Source organism: Dactylosporangium sp. CA-139114 (genome assembly GCF_050955725.1).
Lineage (GTDB): Bacteria > Actinomycetota > Actinomycetes > Mycobacteriales > Micromonosporaceae > Dactylosporangium.
In genome coordinates this window covers 6,840,135-6,864,948 of sequence record NZ_CP192080.1, presented here as the reverse complement: position 1 = coordinate 6,864,948, position 24,814 = coordinate 6,840,135, and the positions used below count along the sequence as shown (strand labels likewise).

Below are 24,814 nucleotides of genomic sequence, written 5' to 3'. Positions count from 1 at the left end.
CCTCGCCACATATCGATCACCGACACGCCCGACCAGTCAACTCGCCACCACCACTACACGACCCACTTCTGACACACGGCCTAGGGCACCGCGCGGTCGACGACCTGGTCGAGCGGCCCGGCCCACCACGGGTGCGGGCCCGCCACCCGGTCGTGGCGGGTCCGCGTCGCCGGGGCGCAGGTCTCCCGGCGGCGCGAGCGGCCGGACCTGGACCTGGATCGGACCGGGTGCTGGCCGGCACGGCTTGCACCGCACGCGCGGACCGGCGCTCCCTAGCCCCGCACCACGAGGGTCTTGGCGGCCATGTCGCCGAGGCGGCGGCGGCGCCGCGAGGAGAGCACCACGATGAACCCGACGAGGTAGCCGAAGAAGCCGTCGACGATGCGCAGGATCGTGCGGATGGCGGCCTTGCCCGCGCCCGGCACGCCGCCGGTGGCCTCGTCGACGACCTTGATGCCGGTGACCATCTTGCCGACGGTCCTGCCCAGCATGCCCTCCATGAGGATGTAGTACGCCAGCGCGACGACGAACAGCACGAAGCTGCCGGTGGACAGCCGCGTGAAGTCGAACCCGGAGGCGTCGGTGCCGCCGAAGATCGGCTGCAGGATGACGTTGATGACGCCGAAGATGATCCCGTCGATGATCGTGGCGACGACCCGCCGCCCCGTCACGTGAACGTCCATGTGCCGATCCTCCCCAGTGGACAGAGACGGGGTGACCCTACCCGCCGGAGGCCTTGCGGGCGCGGTACGCGGCGACGTTCTGCCGGTTGCCGCAGCCGGACTCGCAGAAGCGGCGGGAGCGGTTCTTCGACAGGTCGACGAGGACGTCCTGGCAGTCGTCGGCGGCGCACACGCGGAGGCGGTCGAGGGCGCCGGCCCGGATGACGTCGACCATCGCCATCGCGAACTCGACCATGAGCCGCACGTCGAGCGGCTGCTCGGCGGCGGTCGCGTGCAGGTGGTAGTCGAACTCGTCGTGCCGGACGAGCTGGGGCAGGGCGCGGCCCTCGCGCAGCATGGCGTTGACGAGCTCGACGGCCTCGTCCTCGCCGGCGCTCCACAGCGCCCGCAGCCGGGGCCGCAGCGCCCGGACGGCCTCGAGCTCGGCCTCGTCGTGGCGGTGGGAGCCGGTGTAGCGCTGCCGGCGCACGAACGCGTCGAGCGCGGCGATGTCGGGCAGCAGCTCGCCGTCGTCGGCCGAGTCGGTGTTGACGAGGGCCGCGGTCGCGGTGAGCGTGAGTTCGGTGTCATGAGTGAAAATCTTCTTGACTCCTTACCGGCGCGGGCCTACGTTGCTGTCATGAGCATAACGCGGTTTGGCCATGACGCCCGCGGGCGCGGCGCGGCCGGGCTGGGCCTCGCGGTCCTGGGCTCGGCGATGTTCGGCACCTCCGGGGTCTTCGCCGACGCGCTGATGGCCACCGGCTGGACGCCGGGCGCCCTGGTCACCTACCGGATCGCGATCGCCGCGCTGGTGCTCACCCCGTTCGCGCTGTGGTCGCTGCGGGGCCGGTTCGGGCTGCTACGCTCGGCGCTCGGCGAGGTGGTCGCGTTCGGGGCGGTCGCGGTCGCCGGGTGCCAGCTGTTCTTCTTCAACGCGGTCCAGCGCCTCGACGTGGGGGTCGCGCTGCTGCTGGAGTACGGCGGCATCCTGCTCGTGGTGGCGTGGGCCTGGCTGCGGCACGGGCAGCGGCCGCGGCGGCTCACCGTCGCCGGGAGCGTCGCGGCGCTGGCCGGGCTCCTGCTGGTGCTGAACCCGGCCGGGGGCGGCCTCGACCCGGTCGGCGTGCTGTGGGGCATCCTGGCCGGCGCCGGTCTGGCCGTGTACTTCGTGATGGCCTCCCGCGGCGAGGGCGCCCTGCCGCCGATCGCGCTGGCGTGGGCGGGCATGGTCGTCGGCGCGCTCGGCCTCGCGGTCTTCGACGTCACCGGGCTGCTGCCGTTGCGCACGAGCGCCGCCGACGTGACGCTGCTGGACCGGGCGATGCCCTGGCCGGTGCCGATCGCCGGGCTGGCCGTCATCGCCGCCGCCCTCGCCTACGCCACCAGCATCGCCGCGACCCGCCTGCTCGGCGCGAAGGTGGCCTCCTTCGTCGGCCTGCTCGAGGTGCTCTTCGCCGTGCTGTTCGCCTGGCTCGCCCTGGGTCAGCGCCCGGGCGGCTGGCAGCTGGCCGGTGGCGTCGTGGTGCTCGCCGGGATCGCCCTGGTCCGGGCGGACGACGACGGCGGGGCCGCCGCGGCCGAAGAGATCGGGTCGGTGACCCCGGCCGCGGAGCCCGCCCTGGTGCCCGGCCCGCACGGCTCGTCCTGAGCAATGCCGGCCGTTCGGGTACGTTCGACGGCATGACGGCCCCGACCCGCCGCGAGACGCGCGCGCTGCTGGCCCGGGCCGCCGGGACGCACGCCGACGCCGAGGCGATCGTGCACGTCGTGGGTGCGGCCCGGACCGAGGTCCTCGAGGCCTACGCGGTCGCGAGCGAGCCGCAGGTGTGGACCGCGATCGAACAGATGTCGATCGAGACGGTCAAGGACACCGTGGACGGGCGGGCCCGGCTCGACGAGCTGCCCGCCCACGGCATCACCTCCGTCGCCGACGTGCTGCGCGCCGGGCCGCAGCGGCTGACCCGGGTGCCCGGCATCGGCGAGGGCACGGCCCGCAAGACCATCCACGCCGCCGAGCAGCTCAAGCGGGCCGCCCGCGACGCGCTGCGGTTCCGCATCGACTTCGACCCGAAGAACCCGGACATGACCCGCCTGGTGCGGGCGCTCTACACCTGGGGCGCGGTGTGGACCACGGCCGGCTCCCACGAGGCCGAGGCCAAGCGGCTCGCCGCGGACCTGGCCGAGCAGCGGCCGATCGCCGGGCCGGCCGAGGCCGGGCGGCTGCGGCGGCTGTTCATGCGGGCCGGCGACAAGGCGGTCGCCGACGAGGCCGCCGGCCGGGTCCGGGCGCTGGTCGACGCGGCCGAGGCGAGCGGCCTGCCCGCGGCCGCCGAGGCGGTGCGCAGGGTCCGCACGCCCCGCGACAAGCAGGTCTGGCGTGACTTCGAGCAGCACTCGGCCGACTACTACGGCCTGCTCGCCCAGGTCGTCGGCCTCGGCGGCGACGTCGCCGCGAGCGAGGGCTTCCTGCCGGCCGACATCGTCGAGCGGGTCGGCGCGCAGCAGCTGGACACGTCCCGGCTCAACGACCGGCTCCGGCTGCGCGGCTACCAGTCGTTCGGGGCCCGGTTCGCGCTCGTGCAGCGGCGGGTCGTGCTCGGCGACGAGATGGGGCTGGGCAAGACGGTCCAGGCCATCGCCGCGATGGCCCACCTGGCCGCGCGGGGCTCCACCCACTTCCTCGTCGTCTGCCCGGCCAGTGTCCTGATCAACTGGTCGCGGGAGATCGCCCGGCACTCGTCGATCCCGGTCGTCAGCCTGCACGGCAACGGCCGTGCGCGGGCGGTCGCCCGGTGGCGGGCCCAGGGCGGCGCCGGCGTGGTCACGTTCGGCTCGCTCGGCGCGCTCGAGCTGCCGCCGCCCCGGCCCGCGCTGATGGTCGTCGACGAGGCGCACTACGTGAAGAACCCGGGCGCGAAGCGGTCCCAGGCGGTCAACCGGGTCGCGGCCGAGTCCGAGCGGGTGCTGTTCCTCACCGGCACCCCGATGGAGAACCGCATCGACGAGTTCCGGGCCCTCATCGAGCACCTGCGCCCCGAGGTCGCGGCCGGCATGGGGCCCGAGCACGCGGCGATCAGCGTCGAGGCGTTCCGCCGCGCGGCCGCCCCGGTCTACCTGCGCCGCAACCAGTCCGACGTGCTCACCGAGCTGCCGGAGCTGGTGCAGGTCGACGAGTGGGAGGAGTTCGGCGCCGAGGACGGGGGCGCCTACCGCGACGCGGTGCGCGACGGCAACTTCATGGCCATGCGCCGGGCCGCGTTCGCCGTGCGCCGGCCGCAGGACTCGGCCAAGCTGACCCGCCTGCTCGAGCTGGCCCGGGAGGCGATGGCCAACGGTCGCAAGGTCGTCGTCTTCTCGTACTTCCGCGACGTCCTCACCACCGTCGGCGCCGCGCTCGGGGCCGCCGCGTGCGGGCCGATCACCGGCTCGACCCCGGTCGCCGAGCGCCAGCGGATCGTGGACCGGTTCACCGCCGCCGCCGAGCCGGCCGTGCTCGTGTGCCAGATCGAGGCCGCCGGCGTCGGCGTGAACATCCAGGCCGCCTCGGTGGTGATCCTGTGCGAGCCGCAGGTGAAGCCGTCGATCGAGGCCCAGGCGATCGCCCGCGCGCACCGGATGGGCCAGGTGCGCACGGTGCAGGTCCACCGCCTGCTCATCGCCGACTCGGTGGACGAGCGGATGATCGAGCTGCTCGGCTCGAAGGCGCAGCTGTTCGACGCGTACGTCCGGCACAGTACGATCGCGCAGGCCACCCCGGGCGCGGTGGACATGTCCGAGGTCCAGCTGGCGCGCCTGATCGTGGCCCAGGAGCAGCAACGCCTCTCGGGCGCGCCGCAGCCGGCCCCCGCGTCATGACACTCCCGTCCGGGCCGAACGGAAGGACCGCCGTGCGCCGAGCCGCCCTGCTGCCCCTCGTCCTCGTCGCGCTCGCCGGGTGCCGCGCCCCCGCCCCGGCCCCGGCCCCGGCTGCGAAGCCGGACCCGCGGCCGATCACGTCGCCGAGCGTCGCGCCGGTCGACGGCCCGGTCCCGTTCCACGTCCACCTGGACGCGGGCGAGCGGCTCAGCACGAGCAGCCCGCGCGCGGGCGCCTGCCCGGCCCTGAGCACCCGCATCATCGGCCGCGACGGCAACGTCCTCATCGCCGCCTACGGCGCGGACTGCCCGGTGAGCGGCAACGGCTCCCCGGGCAACGGCCGGCACGGCGTGTACCGCACCAGCGCCGACATCCCGTCGAGCCGCACGACCACGAGCGCCACCACCCCGCTCGGCGACGCGACGCTGTTCGAGCAGCCGTACTACGAGTGCACCAACTCCTGCCAGCACTACACCGAGCCCGTGGCGGTGATCGCCCTGAGCGCACCGGCGGGCCAGGCAATCCGCGCGCTGGTCGTGGTGGCCGAGCGCGGCAGCCTCGACCTCGCCGGGCTCCAGGCGCTGGTCACACGCCGGCTCACGCCCTGAGCCGCGGCGGGGTCAGGGCTCCAGCGCCACGCTGAAGTCGGACGTGGCACCGGCGGGGCGCAGGGAATGGATGCCGTCCGCGCGCCGCAGCCGCAGCCCGTCCTCCTCGCGGGCGCGCCGCCACGCGACGTATGCGCCCGCGCCCAGCACCGGCAGCAGCGCCGCCCCGAGGACCGCGAGCGTCACCGCCTGCGAGGTCGTGGCCGCCGCCACGGCCGGCAGGAACAACACCGGCGCCAGCGCGACCGGCCCGGCCGCCACGGCCCGCCACCAGCGGCGCCGGCGCCGGGCGACGGCCGGGCTCGCGATCGTGAAGGCCACCGCCTCGCCGCACTCGGGGCAGGGCAGCTCGGCCCGGGCGCGGCCGGTCACCGGGCGGGGCGCCTCGATCGGGTAGAGGGCGTAGGTGTTCCAGGAGCCGCCCGCCGACTCGCCGGAGCCCGTCCGGTGGGCGAGCTGCCGCATTGGCGCATCAACCGCCATCGAACTACTGTAAGGCTCAGCACCCCGGGTAGAACATGGACAGCACGGAGAGCAGGGCCAGCACCGCCCAGCCCGCGCGCAGCGCCGCCCAGAAGGGCGCCGGCGGCTTGAGCAGCAGGGACACGCCGAACGCGAGGCCGCCGAGGACGAGCTGGGCGCCGCCGTACGTCAGGATCAGCGCGGTCAGCAGGTTGAACCGCCCGCTGGGGTCCAGCGACGAGCCGCAGCCGAGCCCGTCGCCCCCGTGCGCGCGCATGACGACGATCGCGGCCACGTCGGCCAGGAGGTTGCCGACGATGGCGATCGCGACGCCGAGGGCGGACTGGAGGATACGAGGCGACATCGCGCCCGATCTTAGGCGATGACCGGCGACGCAGCAGCTAGCAGGTGCGTGCGGGTCCCGGGTCCCCCCTCAGGGCGTCGGCACCGTCACCGCCCGCGGGGCCAGGACGCGACCCCGGCCGGCTCACGCAGCGTGACGCCGAGCTCGATGGCGGCCGGACCACGTCGCTGTCCTCCCCGGCGTGCGGGACCGTCACCGAGTGCAGTCGTTGGCGACGAAGTCGAGCTCGGCCGCCGATGGTCGCCACGACGCGGAACTCGCCCGCGCCGTCGACCCGGGCGGACTCGAGCGGTTCGCCGGGGACCGCGTCGGCCGCGAACGTCCACATGCGATAGGGGGCGAGCGACGGGACGACGATCGGCCACGGGCGGTCGCGGCGCCTCCTGCCGTGCTCGTTCCCAGGGGGCGAGACCCTACGGCCGGCGGAGGCCGGTCACGACGAGGTGCACCATGCGGCGGGCGTCGTAGCCGGGGGTGGACGCGCCGATGCACAGGTTGCCGATGCCGTGCATGAGCACCAGCGCGTCCATGCCGGGCGCGATCTCGCCCGCCTCGGCGGCCGCCTCCAGGAGCCGGGCGCAGACGGGGACGAGGCGCTGCAGGAAGTACGAGTGCAGGGTCTGAAATCCGGAGTCGTCGGAGCGCATCGCCTCGGCGAGCCCGTGCTTGGTCACGAGGAAGTCCACGAACAGGTCGATCCAGGCGGCGAGGGCCGCGTGCGGAGACGGGCTCGACGCGAGCAGCGCCGGCCCCGCCTCGGCGCAGGCCTCGACCTGGTGGCGGTACACGGCCACGATGAGATCGGCCCGGGTCGGGAAGTGGCGGTAGATCGTGCCGACGCCGACCCCGGCCCGGGCCGCGATGTCGCGCACCGGTGCGTCGACGCCCGACGCGACGAACGCCGCGGCGGCCGCCTCGAGCAGCGCCTCCTCGTTGCGCCGCGAGTCCGAGCGGCGCTTGCGCGGCGTGTCGGCCACCGTAACCTCCGTCACATCCCCTGGTAGCGGAACCAGGTTCCGGATAAGTTTTAGCGGAACCGTGTTCCGCATCAACATCGTACCCTGGGAGCTTGTCATGCCCACGCCCGTGGTCTCCGTCCACCCGATCGCCCTGCCCGGTTTGACGGCGCGCGTCTGCGCGCCGGTCACCGGCACCGGCCTGCCCGTGATCGTGTTCTCGCACGGCTTCGGCCAGTCCGCACGCAGCTACGAGCCGCTGGCCGGGCACTGGGCCGCGCACGGCTTCGTCGTCGTGCAGCCCACCCACCCCGACTCGCGGACCCTGAACCGCCCGCTGGACCCCGACACCTGGCGCACCCGGATCACCGAGCTGTCCCGCGCCATCGACGAGCTCGACGCGCTGGCGGCGGCCGTGCCCGGACTGTCCGGCCGCGTGGACCGCACGCGGGTGGCGGTGGCCGGCCACTCCTGGGGCGCCCAGACCGCGAGCACGCTGCTCGGCGCGCGCACCCCGAGCGGCGAGGACTTCACCGATCCCCGCGTCTCGGCGGGCGTCCTGCTGGCCATCACCGGCCGCGGCGGCGCCGACCTGACCCCGTTCGCGGCCGAGCACTTCCCGTTCATGAGCCCGGACTTCGAGGGCATGAAGACGCCGGCCCTGATCGTGGCGGGCGACCACGACCAGTCGGCCCTGTCGACGCGCGGCCCGGACTGGTTCACCGACGCGTACCACCTGAGCCCGGGCGCGAAGACGCTGCTGACGCTGTTCGGCGCGGAGCACTCGCTGGGCGGCATCTCGGGCTACGAGTCGGCCGAGACCACGGACGAGAACCCGGCGCGCGTGGCCCTGATCCAGCGCGTGACCACGTCCTACCTGCACGGCGAACCCCTGGACGTCGACGAGACCCTGGGCTCCCTGACGTCGAAGTAGCCCCGCGTCGGAGCGTGTTCGGCGCCCGTCGCGCTGACCGGTCGCCGGCTGACCCTCGTCGCTCGCCACGCCGACGAGGGCCGCCGCGTCGATGCCGAGCCGGTCACCGAAACCGCACTTCCCCTGAGCCCTGGGCGGGTCGCGCCACCGCGCCCGGGCGGCGGCGCTACCCGGCCGCGGGCGCCAGGCCGGTGCAGCGGCGCAGGTCGGCGAAGCGCCGGGCCGCGGCCGTCGCGGCGGTGCCGGTCACCGGGCGCGGCTGGCCGGTGCCCGAGACCACGGCCGGGACGAAGTCCGCCCGGGTCGCGGCCCGGCCGTGGACCGTCACCCGCAGGACGCCGGTGTCGGCCGAGCCCACGTACCACACGAAGTTGCCCAGCCCGTAGGCCACGTAGGTCCGGCCGAGCCAGCCGTCGCCCTGCAGCACGTGGGCGTGCGCGCCGATGATGAGGTCGGCGCCCGCGTCGGCCAGGGCCGCCGCGAACGACTGCTGGTCCGCGTTCGGGCACGAGACGGTCTCGGTACCCCAATGGTTGAACACGACCACCACGTCCGCCCGCGCGCGGGCGGATCGCACCGCGGCCACGGCCCGGGGCACGTCCCACGCCATCGCGATGCCCGGGGTCGACGGGCCCGCCTTCCAGCTCTCGGCGAGGGTGTGGATCTGGCTGAAGCCGAGCAGCGCCACCCGGACGCCCCGCACGGTGAGGACCAGCGGCGCGTACGCCTCGTCGATCGTCCGGCCCCCGCCGAACACCGGCAGCCCGCTCGCGGCCGCGGCGTCGAGGGTGTCGGCGAAGCCGGTGCGGCCGTAGTCGAGCGCGTGGTTGTTCGCGATCGTGACGGCGTCGATGCCGGCCGCCCGCAGCGCGTCGTACGCCACCGCCGGCGCCCGGAAGTGGAACTCCTTCGGTTCCGGCGTGCCCCGCTCGGTCACCGTGCTCTCGAGGTTCACCACCGCCAGGTCGGCCCCGGCCAGGACCGGCGCCATCGGCCCGACCGCGGTCGCCGGGTCGCGCAGCAGGCCCGCGGTGCGCCCGGTGAAGTGCACGTCGCCGGCGAAGGCGAGCGTGAGGTCGACGGGCGCCGGGGAGGGCGGGGCCGAGGGAGTGGCCGTCGGCGATGGCGAGCGTGCCGCGGACGGCGACGGCGGGGCGGAGGCGACCGGGGCCGCCGAGCACCCGGCCACCAGGACGACCGCGACCAGCGCGAGCCGTCTCACGACAGGACCGGCAGCCGGATCGTCATGACCGTCCCCTGTGGATCGTTCGGGGCGACGGACACCGTCCCGCCGTGGTGCGCGGCGGTCTGCGCGACGATCGCCAGGCCCAGCCCGGAGCCGGGCATGCCCCGCGCGGCCACCGCGCGGTAGAAGCGGTCGAACACGAAGGGCCGGTCGGCCTCGTCGATGCCGGGCCCCCGGTCGCGGACGGTCAGGCTGCCACCGGATTCCAGAACCACGTCGACGGTACCGCCCGCAGGGCTCCACTTCGCCGCGTTGTCGAGCACGTTGACCACCATCCGCTCCAGCTCGCCCGGCCGGCCGTGCACGGTCACCGGGGCGAGGTCGACCTCGAACGTGAGGCCCGGCGCCCGAATCCGCACCCGCTCCACGGCCGCCGCGACGACGTCGGCGAGGTCGACCGGCTCCGGCTCCTCACGGGTCGTCTCCTCCCGCGCCAGCTCGACGAGCTCGGTGGTGAGCGTGGCCAGCTCGCCGACCTGCGCCTCGAGGTCGGCCAGCAGCCGGGCGCGCTCCTCGGGCGGCAGCCGGTGCGCGAGCTCGGGCCGCCGCTCGACCGCCAGCAGCAGCTCGATGTTGGTGCGGATGCTCGTCAGCGGCGTGCGCAGCTCGTGGCTCGCGTCCTCGACCAGGGTGCGCTGGGCGCGGCGGGACGCGTCGATGGCGCCGAGCATCGTGTTCACCGAGCGGCCGAGCCGGGCGATCTCGTCGACGCCGTGCACGGGCACGGGCCGGGTCAGGTCCATGGTGACGGCGACGTCCTCGACCGCCTCCGCCAGCCGGGAGACGGGCACCAGGCCGGCCCGGGCGACGGCCCGCCCGAGCACCGCCGCGCCCGCGATGCCGAGCGCGGAGCCGGCCGCGAGCAGCAGGCCGAGCTGGGCCAGGGTGCGCCCCGCCGGGTCCTGGTTGATGGCGACCTGCACCACGCCGCCGCCCGTGGCCGGGAGGGTCAGCATCTGGTACCGCACCCCGTCGAGCACCACCGTCTCCTGCGCGGAGCCGCGCCGGCCCGCGAGGACCTGCTTCGCCCCGGTGGTGATCGGCAGCGAGGCGGAGTCGCTGACGGCCGCCCCGTCGGCGCCGATGATCTGCCAGCGGGTGCCGAGGTCGCGCGGCCGGTGCCAGGGCGGCCCCTTGCCGTCGGGCGGGCCGAACTTCGGGCCGGTGTCGGGCAGCTGCGCGGTGCCGGCCCGCCACTGGTCGGGCTGGGCCGCGATCGCCTGCGCGTCGGTGGTCAGCTGGGACTGCAGCTGCCGGTGCTGGATCTCGAACACGGCGGCGAAGGCCACCGCGGCGACCACGAGCACCGCGACCGCGACGGCCCCGGAGACCAGCAGGGAGAGCCGGTCGCGCAGCGTCCGGCGGTGCCACCAGGCGATCACAGGGGCTCCTCCCGCAGCACGAAACCGACCCCGCGCACGGTGTGCAGCAACCGCGGCTCGCCCTCGGCCTCGAGCTTGCGGCGCAGGTACCCGAGGTACACGTGAATGCTGTTGCTCGTCTCCCCGAAGTCGTATCCCCACACGTGCTCGAAGAGCACCTCGCGGGTCAGCACCTGCCGCGGGTGGCGCAGGAACACCTCCAGGATGCTGAACTCGGTGCGGGTCAGCCGCAGCAGCCGCTCGCCCCGCCACACCTCGCGGGTCTGCGGGTCGAGGCGAAGGTCGGCGAAGCGCAGCTCACCGCCCGCCGGCGCGGCCGCGGCCGGGCGCTGGGCCCGCCGCAGCAGCGCCCGCAGCCGGGCCAGGAGCTCCTGCAGCGCGAACGGCTTGACCAGGTAGTCGTCGGCCCCGGCGTCGAGCCCGGCGACCCGGTCACCGACGCTGTCGCGGGCGGTGAGCATGAGCACCGGCACGAGCACGCCGCCGGCGCGCAGCTCCCGGCACGCCTCGAGCCCGTCCAGCACGGGCATGCTCACGTCGAGCACCACGGCGTCGGGCTCCTCGCCGCGCACGGCCCGGATCGCCTGGGCGCCGTCGGCGACGGTCTCGACCTGGTACCCCTCGAAGCGCAGCGTCCGTGCGAGGGAGTCCCGCACGGCCGCGTCGTCGTCGACCACCAGAATGCGCAAGCCCGCTCCCTCGTACATGAGACCCGAGTCTTGCGCCGGCGCGTGAGAGCACCGGCGCGGCGGGCCTAAGAATTGCCTAAGATCTCGACTCTCTCACGCAATTCTTAGGCTCGCTGCGGCGCTGTGCTTAAGCGGGGGATCGATGCTTGGTTCCATGAGCGAAGACCCCTCGAAGCAACCCCCGCCACCCCCGCCTCCTCCGGCGGAACCGATCAAACCCGCGACGGCGGCCGAGCCTCCTGCCGCGACCGAGCCTGCTGCCGCGACGGCGGCCGAGCCTGCTGCCGCGACGGCGGCCGAGCCTGCTGCCGCGCCCGCGGCCGAGCCCCCGCCCCCGGCGGCCGCACCCACCGCGCCTCCGCCTCCTCCGCCTCCTCCCTCGCCGGGACGTCCGGTGTGGGGTGGATGGCCGGGCGGCCGGCGCGGCGGGCCGGGCCGGCGCAACGGCATCCTGATCGCGATCGTGGCCCTGGTCGTCGGCTGCTGCCTCGGCGCCGGCGTGACCGCGGTCGGCGCGCTGGTCGTCGGCCACCACCGCGGCCCGGACCGCGTCGGCCCCGGCTGGGACCGCCACGACCACTACCGCGGCGGCGACCCGCGCGACGGCCGCGGGCCCGGCAACGGCTACGGGCCTGGCAACGGCAACGGTCCCGGCAACGGCCGCTTCGGCGACCGCGGCCGGCAGCCGGGGCCGGCCCCGACGACCGCCGCTCCGACGCAACCCGCTCCGACGTCGGCCGCTCCGACGCAGGCCGCTCCGACGTCGGCCGCTCCGACGCCGACGGCCTGATCACGATAAGTCGAGCAGTCCGCGCCACGACTTATCTGACTTGTACCCCAACGGGGTGTAAGTCCGATTCTGGGACTGTGGAAATGGAACGGGCACGGGGACATCACGCTGGCGATCGTCGTGATGTCCCCGTGGTCGGACACCATTTCAAAATGTTCAGCATGTGCGCGGGTGTGTGTGGGCGGGCTCGTGGTTTCGGGCGTATTCTGGGAGAATTCTTGGTATGGGGCAGTTGCAGTTGTTCAGTTCGCGGGAATTGGCTGCTCTGCGGGATCGGACGAAGGCCCGGAATTGGTGGCCGGGGAAGGACGAGTTTCGGCAAGAAGCGCAGCGACGGCGTGAGTGGGGCTTGGTGAGGCGACACGCGGAGAAGCTACGCCGCATCCACGGCGCCGTGGCACCCGCGCCCGCGTCGTCTGTGTCCGCGTCGTCTGTGTCCGCGCCGTCTGTGTCGACGCCGTCTGTGTCGACGCCGTCTGTGTCGACGCCGTCTGTGTCGACGCCGTCTGTGTCGACGGTTGATTGCCGCGGTCCGGGAGGCACTGCGGCCGCATCGCTTTCCGGCCGGCGCACCGCAGAAACAGCCCCGGCCCAGCCATCATTCTGCCAATCCAGGAAATCGAGTGACGCGGCGATCCAACCGGTCCGGAATGCGCAATTCCACCACCGCGACGCCATTGTGCCAAGCCCGCCACAAGACACGATCCGAAAGCCGACGGATCCGGCGCGAAGCGACTGCACCGTGTCAATTGACGGACGCTGCCCTCCGTTGTCTGCCCGGCCGGAACAGGCCCCGGCCGCGGAAGATTGCGGGCCTCGACCCGGGCGCGTGCGTGCCGCGCCCGGCCGGAGGACCGCGCCTGCACGCGAGGCGGCGGCGGACCTGACATCGCCGACAGGGCGCCGCCGCCGTGCTGCCCCGCCGATGGGTGCGAGGAGCCCTGAGCGAGGCCGCGCGTCTGGCCGGCTCGTTGGTAGTTCGGCCGGTCAGTGCGAGCCGACTCGGGAGCGCCGTGTGCGTAGCCGGGTCGTCGGCGATCGGCCCGTCCGCGCCGGTCCACGCAGTTCCGCGCCGGTCCGCGCCGGTCCACGCAGTTCCGCGCCGGTCCGCGCCGGTCCACGCAGTTCCGCGCCGGTCCGCGCCGGTTCCGCGCCGGCCCGCGCCGGCCCGGGCAGGGTGGGGCCGAGGTGGTGCCGGGCGTGCGTGGCCGCACCGGCAGCGCCCGCCCCGCCGGCCGGTGCCGGGTGGTCAGAAGTTGTGGGCCGCCCCGGCCGGCGGCAGTCGGCTGCGGCGGCCCGGGCGGGTGCGCGCCGCGCCCCACCAGCACCGCGCCGCTGACGAGCGCGAGGATCCCTGCGAGCGCGGTCGGCGCCGCCGGGTCGCCGGCGACCGGCAGGGCCGCCGCGGACGTGGGTGGCGCGACGGTCACCGCGAGTTTCATCGCCCGCGCCGTCCCGTCGGGCGCGACGCCCTGGGCGAGCACAGTGTGTGCCCCGGCGGCCAGGCCGGCCGGCACGGTGACGGTCTTGGTGAAGTTCCCGCTCGCGTCGGTGACGGCGGTACCGAGCGACTGCGGCGCCGAGTACAGCGTGACCTCGACGGTCGAGTAGGCCGCGAAGCCGGGTGCCGATGACCGTCAGCTGGGCGCCGGGCCGGTTGCTGGAGATGTCGCCCTGGTCCGTGGTGAGCGTGAGCGGCGTGTCCGGCACGGTCGCGGGCGCGGCCGGGGCCGGCGGGGTCACCGGCGCAGACGGCCCGGCGGGAGACGACGGACCGGCGGCCGAGTTCGCCACGACCGTGACCGTGTACGTGGTGCCGGCGGTCGCCCCGAGCACGCACGTGAGCGCGCCGGTCGTGGTGCACCCGGCAACCTCGGTGCCCGAGTCGGGTGCGGGCGCCGTGCAGCTGACGGTGATGGAGGAGACGCGGGCCGTGGCGGTGACGGTGCCGGGCGCGTCCAGCCTCGGTGCCCGAGTCGGGTGCGGGCGCCGTGCAGCTGACGGTGATGGAGGAGACGCGGGCCGTGGCGGTGACGGTGCCGGGCGCGTCCAACCTTGGCGCCAGAGCCGGGTGCGGGCGCCGTGCAGCTGACGGTGATGGAGGAGACGCGGGCCGTGGCGGTGACGGTGCCGGGCGCGTCCAAACCTTGGCGCCCGAGTCGGGTGCGGGCGGGTGACCTGGCTGCCCGCGCTCGGGTCGCCGTCGCCGACCGCGTTCACCGCGCGGACCCGCACGGTGTAGGCCGGCCCGTTGGTGAGCCCGCCGACGATGCCGGTGCGCGCCGCGCCCGAGCCGGTGGCCGTGGCGGCGAACTCCGGCCAGGTGGTGCCGTCGGCGGTGTACGCGTACCGCAGCATCGTGGAGCCGCCGTCGGAGCCCGGCGTGAACGTGATCGTGGGCGCGGCCGGCAACCCGTCAGACCGGGACCTTCCAGGAGACGCGCGTGCCGCGGCCCTCCAGCGGCTCCACCGTGCACTCGCCGCCCAGGTCCGCCGCCCGGGCGCGCATGTTGGGCAGCCCGTGCCCGGCCGGGGAACCGCCCGGCAGGCCGACGCCGTCGTCCTCCACGGTCAGGCTCAGCGCGCCGCCGCCGACGACGACGAGGACCCGGGCGGACGCGGCCCGGGCGTGCTTGGCGACGTTGCTCAGCGACTCGCGCAGCACCGCCAGCACCGCCGTGCGCTGGGCGTCGGGCACCGCGGTGTCGACCGGCCCGTCGATGCGCAGCACCGGGCGGAAGCCGAGCGGGTCCTCGGCCTCGTCGACCAGGTCCCGCAGCGCCTTGCGCAGACTGTTGCCGGCCGCCCCGCGCAGCTCGAAGATGGCCCCGCGGATCTCCCGGATCGTCGTGTCCAGGTCGTCGGTGACGCGGACGATGCGCTCGCGGACGTCGTCCTGGGAGCTGCGGTACGCCGCCCCCTGCAGCTGCATCCCGGCCGCGAACAGCCGCTGGATGACCACGTCGTGCAGGTCGCGGGCGATGCGCTCCCGGTCGCCGACGACGGCGAGCATCTCGCGCTCGTCCTGCGCCCGGGCGCGTTCGAGGGCGAGGGCGGCCTGCCCCGCGAACGTCTCGACCATCGCCAGCTCCAGGCCCTCGGTGATCGGTGCGCTCTCCCGGCCGAACGCGACCACGAGCGCCCCGAGCGCCACTCCGCCGACCGCCAGGGGCACGAGCAGCGCGGTGCCCGTCGGCAGCAGGATCGGCCAGCTCGCCGCGGCCCCGAGGTCGGTGACGACGGCGACGTGCCGGTGCTGCAACACCTCCGCGAAGTCGCTGCCGGCGACCGGGATCGACCAGCCGGCCGCGGCCGCCGGGCCGCCGACCGCCACCTCCACCACGAGCCGGTCCTCCGCGGCCAGCAGTACCATCGCCAGCTCCGCCCCGGCGACCTCGCGGGCCCGGGTGGCGACGAGCTCGAGGGCCTCGGTGCGGCGCACCTCGCCCAGCAGCACGCCGGTGATCTCCGCCGCGGCGCCGAGCCAGCGCTGCCGCCGCTCCGCCTGGGCGTAGAGGCGGGCGTTGTCGATCGCGGCCCCGGCGGCCACGGACAGCGCCGCGACCAGGTCCTCGTCGTCCTGCGTGAACTGCTCGCCGCCGTGCTTCTCGGCCAGGTACAGGTTGCCGAACACCTGGTCGCGGATGCGCACGGGCAGGCCCAGGAAGCTGTGCATCGGCGGATGGTTGGGCGGGAACCCGTAGGCGCGCGGGTGCTGGGTGATGTCCTTGAGCCGGATCGGCCGCGGCTCGTCGATGAGCAGGCCCAGCACGCCGTGGCCGCGGGGCAGATCGCCGATCTCGGCCCGCTGCTCGGGCGAGACGCCGTGGTTGATGAACTCCACCAGCATCCGGTCCGAGCCGATCACGCCCAGCGCGCCGTACCGCGCCCCGGCCAGCGTGCACGCCGCCGCCACGATGCGCTGCAGCGTGCTGTGCAGATCGAGGTCGGAGCCGATCGCGACCACCGCGTCGAGCAGCGCGCGCAGCCGCTCGCGGCTCGTCTGCACCTCCCCGACGCGGGTGAGCAGCTCCTGCGGCAGCGCGTCGAGGTCGACGCGGGACAGCTCCGGCAGCGGCAGCGGCGAGTTCACGGCTTCTTTTGTAGCAACCGCGACGCGAGCACCGCCGCCTGCGTCCGTCGTTCCAGGCCCAGCTTCGCCAGCAGGCTGGAGACGTAGTTCTTCACGGTCTTCTCGGCCAGGAACATCCGCTCGGCGATCTCGCGGTTCGTCAGCCCCTCGGCCACGAGCAGCAGGATCTTGCGCTCCTGCTCGGTGAGGTGCTTGAACTCGTCGGGCTGCTCGGGGCCGTTGCGGATGCGCTCGAGCACGCGCGCGGTCACCGCGGGGTCGAGCAGGGACTGCCCGGCCGCGACCCGGCGCACCGCGTCGACGAGGTCGGTGCCGTGGATCTGCTTGAGCACGTAGCCCGACGCGCCCGCCATGATCGCCGCGAACAGGGCCTCGTCGTCGTCGTACGACGTCAGGATCAGCGCGTTGATGTTCGCGTCGATCGAGCGCACGTCGCGGCACACGTCGATGCCGCTGCCGTCGGGCAGCCGCCCGTCGAGCACGGCGACGTCCGGCCGCAGCGCCGGGATGCGGTGCGTGGCCTCGACGGCCGAGCCGGACTCGCCGACGACCTCGATGTCGCCCTCGCGCTCGAGCAGCTCCCGCAGGCCGAAACGCACGACCTCGTGGTCGTCGAGCAGGTAGACGCGGATCATGCCTCCTTCATACCCAATCCGGGGGCCGGAAAGAAGGGACCTTCGGCACTGTCGTCGCCCCGCGCGGCGTGGCCTTGTAGGAACATGGACATCACCGCGCGCGGGTTGCGCCCGCACGAGCGCACCGCCGCCGAGGCGCTGTTCCGCGCGCTCGCCACCCGGCACGGCGTCGACGGGGCCCTGCGGCTGCGGCTCACCGGGGCCGCGGTGCCGGGCGGGCCGATGCTCGTCCAGGCCAACCTGCGGCTCTTCGGCGCGCCCGCGCGCATCCAGGTCGCCGGGCGCGATCCCGCCGAGGCCATCGCGACCGGGGCCACGCGCCTGGACCGGCAGGTGCGCCGCCTGTCCACGCGGTGGGAGGCGTGGCCCTGGCCCGACCCGGAGCGCCGCCCGCTCGCCGTGCCCGGGCGGCCCGCGATCACCAGGATCAAGAGCCCGCGGCTGTACCGCCAGAGCTTCTGCCAGGCCGCCGCGCACCTGGCGGCCATGGACTACGACGCGTACCTCTTCGTCGACGCCGCCACGGGCGAGGACGCGCTGGTGCACCGGGCCGGCCCCACCGGGCTGCAGCTGACCCGGCAGCGCAGCATGCACCCGGCCGGGGGGCGCGCGACCCCGGCGCCGACGGTGAACCCGCGCCGGCCGCCGGTGCTGAGCCCGGACGCGGCGGCCGCGCGCATGGCCGAGGGCTGGCTGCCGTTCCTGTTCTTCACGGATTCCGGGACGGGGCGGGGCAGTCTGGTGTACCGCCGCTACGACGGCGGCACCGGCCTGGTGCGGCCCGGAAAAGTCCCGCCGCGAATATGACCTTCGGCCCTGCGCGGGCTCCCCTTCGCGAAACAGAATCGCGTCATGGACAAGCTCGACCTGGCGCGGTGGCAGTTCGCGATCACCACCGTGTACCACTTCATCTTCGTGCCGATCACGATCGGCCTCTCGGCGCTCGTCGCCGGGCTGCAGACCGCGTGGGTGCGCACCGGCAAGGACCAGTACCTGCGCGCCACGAAGTTCTGGGGCAAGCTGTTCCTGATCAACTTCGCGATGGGCGTGGTCACCGGCATCGTGCAGGAGTTCCAGTTCGGCATGAACTGGAGCGCGTACTCGCGCTTCGTCGGCGACATCTTCGGCGCGCCGCTGGCCATCGAGGGCCTGCTCGCGTTCTTCCTGGAGTCGACGTTCCTCGGGCTGTGGATCTTCGGCTGGGACCGGCTGCCCAAGCGGGTGCACCTCGCCACCATCTGGCTCGCCTCCGTCGGCACCATGCTCTCGGCGTACTTCATCCTCGCCGCGAACTCGTGGATGCAGCATCCGGTGGGGTACACGATGAACGCCGGGCGTGGGCGCGCCGAGCTGACGGACATCTGGGCGGTGCTGGGCAACAGCACCGCCCTGGTGACCTTTCCGCACACCCTCGCCGCGTGCTTCCTGACCGCCGGCGCGCTGCTGCTCGCGGTCAGCGCCTGGCACCTGCGCCGGCGCAACCAGACCGAGGTGTTCCGCCCCGGCCTGAGGCTCGGGGCCTGGGTCGTGCTCGTCTGCGGCGTCGCGGTGCTCATCACCGGCGACCTGCAGGCCCGGATCATGACCGAGCAGCAGCCGATGAAGATGGCGGCCGCCGAGGCGCTCTACGACACCAGCAAGCCCGCGTCGTTCTCGATCTTCACGATCGGGTCCCTGGACGGGCGCGAGGAGGTGTACAGCGTGCGCATCCCGTCGCTGCTGTCGTTCATGGCCACCGCCGACCCGCAGGGCGAGGTCGAGGGGATCAACGACATCCAGCGGCAGTACGCCGACAGGTACGGCGAGGGCGACTACGTGCCCTACGTGCCGATCACGTACTGGTCGTTCCGGCTCATGATCGGCTTCGGGGTGCTCGCGATGGCCGTCGCACTGATCGCGCTCTGGAGCACCCGCAGGGGGCGGTTGCCCGGTGGGCGCTGGCTGTGGCTCGCCGCGGTGTCCACGGTCGCGATGCCGCTGCTGGCCAACTCCTTCGGCTGGATCTTCACCGAGGTCGGCCGGCAGCCCTGGACGGTGTTCGGGCTGTTCAGGACCGCCGACAGCGTGTCGCCGTCGGTGGCCACGAGCCAGGCCGCGTTCTCGGTCATCCTGCTGACCCTGCTGTACGGCGGGCTGGCGGTCATCGAGCTCGTGCTCATGCTGCGCTACGCCAAGGCCGGGGCGCCGGAAATTGTCGTACCCGACGACGAGGATGAGCCCGACCGCCCGCTCGCGTTCGCGTACTAGAAGGGAGGCACCCTGATGGCACTCACCACCGTCTGGTTCATCCTCATCGCCGTGCTCTGGGCCGGGTACTTCCTGCTCGAGGGCTTCGACTTCGGCGTCGGCCTGCTGCTGCCCGTGCTGGGGCGCGACGACCGCGAGCGCCGGCTGCTCATCAACACCATCGGGCCCGTCTGGGACGGCAACGAGGTGTGGCTCATCGTCGCCGGCGGGGCCACGTTCGCCGCGTTCCCGGAGTGGTATGCGACGCTCTTCTCCGGCTTCTACCTGCCGCTGCTGCTGATCCTCGTCGCGCTCATCCTGCGGGGCCTCGCGTTCGAGTATCGCGGCAAGTCCGACAGTCCACAGTGGAAGCGCTGGTGGGACCTGGCCATCATCGGCGGCAGCCTGGTGCCCGCGGTGCTGTGGGGTGTCGCGTTCGGCAACATCGTGCGCGGGGTGCCGATCAGCGCCCAGCACGAATACGTCGGCGGCTTCTTCAACCTGCTCAACCCCTACGCGCTGCTCGGCGGGCTCACCACCCTGACGCTGTTCCTGCTGCACGGGGCCGTGTTCCTGGCGCTGAAGACCGACGGGGAGATGCGCGAGCGGGCCGGCAAGCTCGCCGTGCGGCTCGCGGTGCCGGCGGTCGTGATCGCCGCCGCCTTCCTGCTGTGGACCCAGCTGGCCCACGCCGACGCGTGGGGCTGGGCGCTGTCCGGCGCGGCCGCGGCGGCGCTGGCCGGGGGCGTGCTCGCGGCCCGGGCGCGCCGCGAGGGCTGGGCGTTCATCGCCACCGGCGCGACCATCGTGCTCGCCGTCGCCGCGCTGTTCGTGACGCTCTTCCCCGACGTGATGCCCACGACGCTCGTGGGCGGCGACTCGCTCACGACGACCAACGCGGCCTCGACGCCCTACACGCTGAAGGTCATGACCTGGGTCGCGGTGTGCTTCACCCCGATCGTGCTGGTCTACCAGGCGTGGACCTACTGGGTGTTCCGGCGCCGGCTGACCGTCGAGCACATCCCGGCCGGCGGGCACTGATGCGGCCCCTGGACCCGCGGCTGCTGCGCCACGCCCGGGCGACGCGCACCTTCATGGTGCTGTCGGTCGCCCTGGGCGTGGCCCTGGCCGGGCTCGTCGTCGCCCAGGCGACCCTGCTCGCCGAGGCGATCACGCGGGTGTACCTGCACGGCGCCGACGTCCGCGCGATCGGGCCGGTGCTGGCCGGGCTCGCCGCGGTGGTCGTGCTGCGCGCGGCGGTCGCCTGGGCCCAGCAGGCGGCCGCGACCCGGGCCGCGGCCGCGGTCAAGCGGGAGCTGCGGGCCCGGCTGCTGGCCCACGCGGCCGCGCTCGGGCCGGCCGCGGCCCCGCCCAGCGGGCGCCTCGCGACCCTGGCCACGCGGGGGCTCGACGCGCTGGACGCGTACTTCGCGAAGTACCTGCCGCAGCTCGTCCTCGGCGTGCTGGTGCCGGTCATCGTGCTGGCCCGGCTCGCCCCGGCCGACCTGGTCGCGGCCGGCACCGTGGCGCTCACGCTGCCGCTGATCCCGGTCTTCATGGCCCTCGTGGGCCTGCACACGGAGGCGGCCAACCGGCGCCAGTTCCGGCTGCTGACCCGCCTGTCGCACCACTTCCTCGACGTCGTGGCGGGCCTGCCGACCCTGCGCGTCTTCGGCCGGGCCAAGCGCCAGGCCGCCGTCATCGCGCGGATCAGCGCCGAGCAGCGCCGCGTCACCATGCGCACGCTGCGGGTGGCGCTGCTGTCGTCGCTGGTGCTGGAGCTGCTCTCGACGCTGTCGGTCGCGCTGGTCGCGGTCGGCATCGGCCTGCGCCTGGTCGACGGCGACCTCGGCCTCGCCACGGCGCTGCTGGTGCTGATCCTGGCCCCGGAGGCCTACCTGCCCCTGCGCCAGATCGGGGCCAACTACCACGCGAGCGCCGAGGGCCTGGCCGCGGCGACGGAGGCCTTCGCGATCCTGGAGACGCCCCTTCCCGCGGCCGGGGCCTCGGTGCCTCCGCCCGCGCCGGTGGTGTTCGACCGGGTCGTGGTCACCTACCCGGGCCGTCCGGCGCTGCCACCGTTCTCGGCCACCGTCGCGCCCGGGGAGCTGGTGGCGCTGACCGGGCCGAGCGGATGCGGCAAGTCGACGCTGCTGTCGGTGCTGATGGGGTTCGCGACGCCGTCCGGCGGCACCGTGACCGTCGGCGGCACCGCACTGGCCGCCGCCGACCTGGACGCCTGGCGGCGCCGGGTGGCCTGGCTGCCGCAGCGGCCCTGGCTCGGCGCGGGCACCATCGCCGACAACATCCGCCTCGGCGCCGGGGACGTGTCCCTCGCCGCGTTGCGCGCCGCCGCGGCCGAGGCCGGCGCGCTCGGGTTCATCGAGGCGCTGCCCGACGGGTTCGACACGCCGCTGGGCGACGACGGGGCGGGGCTCTCGGCCGGCCAGCGCCGGCGGATCGCCCTGGCCCGGGTGTTCCTGCGCGACGCGCCGCTCGTGCTGCTGGACGAGCCGACGGCCGGCCTGGACCCGGCGACGGAGGCCGAGCTGCTCGCCGCGATCCGGGCGCACGCCGTGGGCCGCACCGTCATCATGGCCGCGCACCGCCCGGCGCTGGTCGCCATCGCCGACCGGGCGATCGCGCTCCCGGCCGGGGCGGAGGTGGCCCGATGAGCCGGCTGGCACTGCTGCGCCCGGCGGCGGGAAGGCTGTTCGTGGCGCTCGTGGCCGGGGTCGCGGCCGCGGCCTGCGCGGTCGGGCTGATGGCGACGTCGGCGTGGCTCATCTCCCGGGCGGCCGTGCACCCGCCGGTGCTGCACCTCATGGTGGCGATCGTCGCCGTGCGGGCGTTCGGGATCGGGCGGGGCGTGTTGCGGTACGTCGAGCGCGTCACCGGGCACGACGGCGCGCTGCGGGTGCTGGGGGAGCTGCGGGTGCGGGTGTTCCGGCGCCTGGAGCGGCTCGCGCCGGCCGGGCTGGCCGGGTTCCGCCGCGGCGACCTCGCGGCCCGGCTCGTCGACGACGTCGAGTCGGTCGTCGACCTGGTCGTGCGCGTCGCACTGCCCATCGCCGTGGCCGCCGTCACCGGGCTCGCGTCCGTGCTGCTCGTGTGGTCGCTGCTGCCCGCGGCCGGTGTGGCCCTGGCGGCGGGCGTGCTGGTGGTCGGCGTGGGGGTGCCGCTGCTGCAGGCCGCCCTCGTCCGCCGGGCCGACGCCCGCCTGGCCCCGCTGCGCGGCACGCTGGCGGCCGGCACCGTGGACCTCGTGCAGGGACTGCCGGACCTGATCGCGGCCGGCGCGGTCGGCGACGCCCTGGCCGCCCTGGACCGCACCGACCGTGAGCTGCTGACGGCCACCCGCCGATCGAGCGCCGCGACGGGCGTGTCGGCGGCGGTGACCGCCCTGTGCACCGGCCTGGCCGTGCTGGCCGCCCTGATCGCGGGCGCGCTGGCCGTGCGGGGCGGCACCCTGCACGGCGAGCTCCTGGCCGTGGTCGTGCTGACCCCGCTGGCCGTCTTCGAGATCGTCGGCGCGGTTCCGCCGGCCGCCCAGCACCTCGCCGCGGCCCGCACCGCCCTGCGCCGCCTCGCCGAGGTGGCGGCGGCGCCCGACCCGGCCCCGGATCCGCGGACGCCGGTCGCGCTGCGGCCCGGTGCGGCTCCGGCCGTGACGCCGGTTGCGCTGCGGCCCGGCGCGGCGGCTCCGGCCGTGACGCCGCTCGCGCTGCGGCCCGGTGCGGCGGCTCCGGCCGTGACGCCGCTCGCCGCCGCAGCACGTGTCGCCGCGTCGGATGGTGTCGTGCCGGAGGTCGTCGTGCCGGATGTCGTCGCGCCGGTCGTGCGGGTCGAGGGGGTGGCGGCGCAGTGGGTGCCCGGACGGCCGGTCGTGCGGGACGTCTCGTTCGTGCTGGAGCCCGGGGCACGGGTCGCGCTCACCGGGCCCAGCGGGTCCGGGAAGTCGACGATCGCCTCGCTGCTCGTGCGGTGGCTCGACCCCTGCGCGGGACGGATCACGCTCGGCGGCGTCGATCTGCGCGACGCGCGGGGGGACGACGTGCGGCGGATCGTCGGGCTCCTCGGCGACGACGCCTACCTCTTCGACAGCACGATCGAGGCGAACCTCCGCATCGGCAAGCCCGGCGCCACCGAGGCCGAGCTGGCGTCCGTGCTGCGGCGGGCGCGGCTCACGGAGTGGGTGCGGGGGCTGCCCGACGGCCTCGCGACGAGCGTCGGCGAGCACGGCGTCGCGGTCTCGGGCGGCCAGCGGCGGCGGATCGCGCTCGCGCGGGCCCTGCTCGCGGACTTCCCGGTGCTCGTGCTCGACGAGCCCACCGAGCACCTCGACGAGGAGAACGCGGTCGCGCTGCTGCGGGACCTGAGGGCCGCGACCCGGGGCCGGACCGTGCTGCTGATCACGCACCGCACGGACGCCCGCGACTATGTGGACTCGGTCATCACCCTGCACCCGAACGCCGGCTCGCCGGCCGCGGCGTCGACGGACCACCACCCCGCGGTCTCGACGGCCCGCCACCCCGCGGTCTCGACGAACCGCCACCCCGCGGTCTCGACGGCCGCGGGCTCGCGCGGCGCGGCCGTGGCTTCGGCGGGCGAGGGTTCGCGTGCGGCGGTGGTGGCTTCGGCGGGTGAGGGTTCGCGTGCGGCGGTGGTGGCTTCGGCGGGTGAGGGTTCGCGTGCGGCGGTTGCGGCTTTGGCGGGGGAGGGTTCGCGTGCGGCGGTTGCGGCTTTGGCGGGGGAGGGTTCGCGTGCGGCGTTGGTGGCTTCGGCGGGCGAGGGCTCGCATGGAGCGCTGGTGGCGTCGGCGGGCGGAGGCTCGCCCGGGGGGCGTCTGTGGCTGTGAACGGAGGTGAGGGCGATGGGGTCGATGCGCTCGCTGGGGCGGCGCCGGTGTCTTGAGCTGCTCGGCTCGGTGGCCGTGGGGCGCGTGGTGTTCACCGACCGGGCGCTGCCCGCGATCCGGCCGGTCAACCACCTGCTCGACGGCGAGACGATCGTGATCCGCGGCAACCTCGGCGGCGGGCTGGCGTCGGCCGCCGCGGCGCACGGGTCGCTCGTGGTCGCGTACGAGGCCGACGAGATCGACGCCGGCACGCACGCCGGCTGGAGTGTTGTGGTGACCGGGACCGCGCGGCTGGTCATGGACGAGGAGCGGCTGCGGCGCTACGAGGAGGCGCTGCGGCCCTGGGTCGACGAGCCGATGAACTGCGTGATCGGCATCGACTGCGACCTGGTCAACGGCTACGAGATCACCGGGACGAATCTGTCCAGAGCGGGATGAAACCGGCAAAGGTCGGAGAGGTCCCGGGGCATCGGTGACTTCCGGCCCTGCCCGCCGGCGCGGGTCCGGGCGACCGTTGGATGAACACCGCACAGCGCCCCGCCTGAGGAGACCGCCATGAACCGCAACCTTCGCGCCGAGCTCGATCTCGTGGCCGAGGCGTCCATCGCGGCGCTGCGGGCCCCTTCGATCCTCAACAGCCAGCCCTGGCGGTGGCGGCTGGCCGGAGACCACGCCGAGCTGTGGGCCGACCGGTCCCGGCAGCTCAGCGGGCTGGACCCCGACGGGCGACTGCTCACGCTCAGCTGCGGCGCCGCGCTGCACCACGCGGTCGTGACGCTGCACGCGGCCGGGTACGAGGCGGCCGTCGACCGGCTCCCCGACGCGGCCCAGCCCGATCTCGTCGCGCGGTTCGGGCGCGGCCCGGCCCGCCCCGGCCACGGCTCGACCCACTTCGGCCAGGGTCCGGCCCGCCCCGGCCACGGCTCGACCCACTCCGGCCAGGGTCCGGCCCGTTCCGGCCTCGGCCCGGCGGCGAACGCGAGCACCGGCGACCGCGGCCGCGACAACGCGGCACCCGACGCGCTGGGGGCGGCCCAGCCTTTGGCCGCGA

Annotated in this window: 22 protein-coding genes; 12 read left to right on the top strand and 10 right to left on the bottom strand. The window is 74.8% G+C overall.

All coding sequences use genetic code 11. The features are described 5' to 3' along the window. Positions 1–272: 272 nt before the first annotated feature. Positions 273–683, bottom strand: coding sequence for an RDD family protein (locus ACQP2P_RS30515; RefSeq protein WP_433606604.1), 411 nt, complete (start codon positions 681–683; stop codon positions 273–275). 37 nt (positions 684–720) lie between these two features. Next, the gene (locus tag ACQP2P_RS30510) at positions 721–1,173 is read right to left on the bottom strand and encodes a CGNR zinc finger domain-containing protein (protein ID WP_433619331.1); all 453 of its coding nucleotides are present in this window, start codon (positions 1,171–1,173) and stop codon (positions 721–723) included. Positions 1,174–1,302: 129 nt separating this feature from the next. On the opposite strand from ACQP2P_RS30510, the gene ACQP2P_RS30505 reads away from it, so the two are divergent. From ACQP2P_RS30505 to ACQP2P_RS30495, 3 genes are read left to right on the top strand one after another with little or no spacing between them, the layout of a single operon-like run. Then, positions 1,303–2,313, top strand: coding sequence for an EamA family transporter (locus ACQP2P_RS30505; protein ID WP_433606601.1), 1,011 nt, complete (start codon positions 1,303–1,305; stop codon positions 2,311–2,313). A 32-nt stretch (positions 2,314–2,345) separates the two neighbouring features. After that, entirely contained in the window at positions 2,346–4,520 is a 2,175-nt protein-coding gene (locus ACQP2P_RS30500) for a DEAD/DEAH box helicase (RefSeq protein ID WP_433606599.1), read from the top strand. A gap of 32 nt (positions 4,521–4,552) precedes the next feature. Then, positions 4,553–5,128, top strand: coding sequence for a hypothetical protein (locus ACQP2P_RS30495; protein ID WP_433606597.1), 576 nt, complete (start codon positions 4,553–4,555; stop codon positions 5,126–5,128). 12 nt (positions 5,129–5,140) lie between these two features. Here ACQP2P_RS30495 and ACQP2P_RS30490 read toward each other — a convergent pair whose 3' ends face one another. The 3 genes from ACQP2P_RS30490 to ACQP2P_RS30480 all read right to left on the bottom strand — a co-directional run bounded on the left by ACQP2P_RS30490 (position 5,141) and on the right by ACQP2P_RS30480 (position 6,931). Next, positions 5,141–5,611 carry a hypothetical protein gene (locus ACQP2P_RS30490; protein WP_433606595.1) on the bottom strand — a complete coding sequence of 157 codons (471 nt, stop codon included), beginning with the start codon at positions 5,609–5,611 and terminating at the stop codon, positions 5,141–5,143. A gap of 16 nt (positions 5,612–5,627) precedes the next feature. Next, positions 5,628–5,954 (bottom strand): hypothetical protein, encoded by a 327-nt coding sequence (locus tag ACQP2P_RS30485; protein ID WP_433606593.1) that lies wholly within the window; start codon positions 5,952–5,954, stop codon positions 5,628–5,630. A 413-nt stretch (positions 5,955–6,367) separates the two neighbouring features. After that, the gene (locus tag ACQP2P_RS30480) at positions 6,368–6,931 is read right to left on the bottom strand and encodes a TetR/AcrR family transcriptional regulator (protein WP_433606591.1); all 564 of its coding nucleotides are present in this window, start codon (positions 6,929–6,931) and stop codon (positions 6,368–6,370) included. Positions 6,932–7,028: 97 nt separating this feature from the next. Between ACQP2P_RS30480 and ACQP2P_RS30475 the strand changes: the two genes are divergently transcribed. Further along, the gene (locus ACQP2P_RS30475) at positions 7,029–7,844 is read left to right on the top strand and encodes an alpha/beta hydrolase family protein (protein ID WP_433606589.1); all 816 of its coding nucleotides are present in this window, start codon (positions 7,029–7,031) and stop codon (positions 7,842–7,844) included. Between the two features lie 166 nt (positions 7,845–8,010). Here the strand turns inward: ACQP2P_RS30475 and ACQP2P_RS30470 are convergent, their stop codons facing one another. Genes ACQP2P_RS30470 through ACQP2P_RS30460 form a run of 3 tightly spaced genes read right to left on the bottom strand, consistent with a single transcriptional unit; the run spans position 8,011 to position 11,179 of the window. After that, a complete protein-coding gene (locus tag ACQP2P_RS30470; protein WP_433606587.1) occupies positions 8,011–9,066 on the bottom strand; it encodes a CapA family protein in 1,056 nt (351 codons plus the stop codon). Then, positions 9,063–10,472: an ATP-binding protein gene (locus ACQP2P_RS30465; RefSeq protein ID WP_433606585.1), complete on the bottom strand. Its 1,410-nt coding sequence runs from the start codon at positions 10,470–10,472 to the stop codon at positions 9,063–9,065. The genes ACQP2P_RS30470 and ACQP2P_RS30465 overlap by 4 nt, the downstream gene beginning before the upstream one ends. Further along, complete coding sequence (locus tag ACQP2P_RS30460) at positions 10,469–11,179, bottom strand: response regulator transcription factor (protein ID WP_433606584.1); 711 nt, start codon at positions 11,177–11,179, stop codon at positions 10,469–10,471. The genes ACQP2P_RS30465 and ACQP2P_RS30460 overlap by 4 nt, the downstream gene beginning before the upstream one ends. Positions 11,180–11,555: 376 nt before the next feature. On the opposite strand from ACQP2P_RS30460, the gene ACQP2P_RS30455 reads away from it, so the two are divergent. Next, positions 11,556–11,951, top strand: coding sequence for a hypothetical protein (locus tag ACQP2P_RS30455; RefSeq protein WP_433606582.1), 396 nt, complete (start codon positions 11,556–11,558; stop codon positions 11,949–11,951). Positions 11,952–13,581: 1,630 nt separating this feature from the next. Further along, complete coding sequence (locus ACQP2P_RS30450) at positions 13,582–14,043, top strand: hypothetical protein (RefSeq protein ID WP_433606581.1); 462 nt, start codon at positions 13,582–13,584, stop codon at positions 14,041–14,043. A 324-nt stretch (positions 14,044–14,367) separates the two neighbouring features. Here ACQP2P_RS30450 and ACQP2P_RS30445 read toward each other — a convergent pair whose 3' ends face one another. Both ACQP2P_RS30445 and ACQP2P_RS30440 read right to left on the bottom strand, forming a co-directional pair. Continuing rightward, positions 14,368–16,026 (bottom strand): GAF domain-containing protein, encoded by a 1,659-nt coding sequence (locus ACQP2P_RS30445; protein WP_433619329.1) that lies wholly within the window; start codon positions 16,024–16,026, stop codon positions 14,368–14,370. A gap of 14 nt (positions 16,027–16,040) precedes the next feature. Continuing rightward, positions 16,041–16,679 carry a response regulator gene (locus ACQP2P_RS30440; RefSeq protein ID WP_433606580.1) on the bottom strand — a complete coding sequence of 213 codons (639 nt, stop codon included), beginning with the start codon at positions 16,677–16,679 and terminating at the stop codon, positions 16,041–16,043. 84 nt (positions 16,680–16,763) lie between these two features. Between ACQP2P_RS30440 and ACQP2P_RS30435 the strand changes: the two genes are divergently transcribed. From ACQP2P_RS30435 to ACQP2P_RS30410, 6 genes are read left to right on the top strand one after another with little or no spacing between them, the layout of a single operon-like run. Further along, positions 16,764–17,486 carry a hypothetical protein gene (locus ACQP2P_RS30435; RefSeq protein ID WP_433606578.1) on the top strand — a complete coding sequence of 241 codons (723 nt, stop codon included), beginning with the start codon at positions 16,764–16,766 and terminating at the stop codon, positions 17,484–17,486. Between the two features lie 45 nt (positions 17,487–17,531). Then, positions 17,532–18,926 carry a cytochrome ubiquinol oxidase subunit I gene (locus tag ACQP2P_RS30430; protein WP_433606577.1) on the top strand — a complete coding sequence of 465 codons (1,395 nt, stop codon included), beginning with the start codon at positions 17,532–17,534 and terminating at the stop codon, positions 18,924–18,926. A 15-nt stretch (positions 18,927–18,941) separates the two neighbouring features. Beyond that, positions 18,942–19,946 carry a cytochrome d ubiquinol oxidase subunit II gene (cydB, locus tag ACQP2P_RS30425; protein WP_433606575.1) on the top strand — a complete coding sequence of 335 codons (1,005 nt, stop codon included), beginning with the start codon at positions 18,942–18,944 and terminating at the stop codon, positions 19,944–19,946. After that, positions 19,946–21,580 carry a thiol reductant ABC exporter subunit CydD gene (cydD, locus tag ACQP2P_RS30420; protein ID WP_433606573.1) on the top strand — a complete coding sequence of 545 codons (1,635 nt, stop codon included), beginning with the start codon at positions 19,946–19,948 and terminating at the stop codon, positions 21,578–21,580. The genes cydB and cydD overlap by 1 nt, the downstream gene beginning before the upstream one ends. Then, the gene (locus ACQP2P_RS30415) at positions 21,577–23,763 is read left to right on the top strand and encodes an amino acid ABC transporter ATP-binding/permease protein (protein ID WP_433606571.1); all 2,187 of its coding nucleotides are present in this window, start codon (positions 21,577–21,579) and stop codon (positions 23,761–23,763) included. The genes cydD and ACQP2P_RS30415 overlap by 4 nt, the downstream gene beginning before the upstream one ends. A 15-nt stretch (positions 23,764–23,778) precedes the next feature. Further along, on the top strand, positions 23,779–24,201 hold the full coding sequence (locus ACQP2P_RS30410) for a pyridoxamine 5'-phosphate oxidase family protein (RefSeq protein ID WP_433606570.1): 423 nt from the start codon (positions 23,779–23,781) through the stop codon (positions 24,199–24,201). Positions 24,202–24,814: the final 613 nt, after the last annotated feature.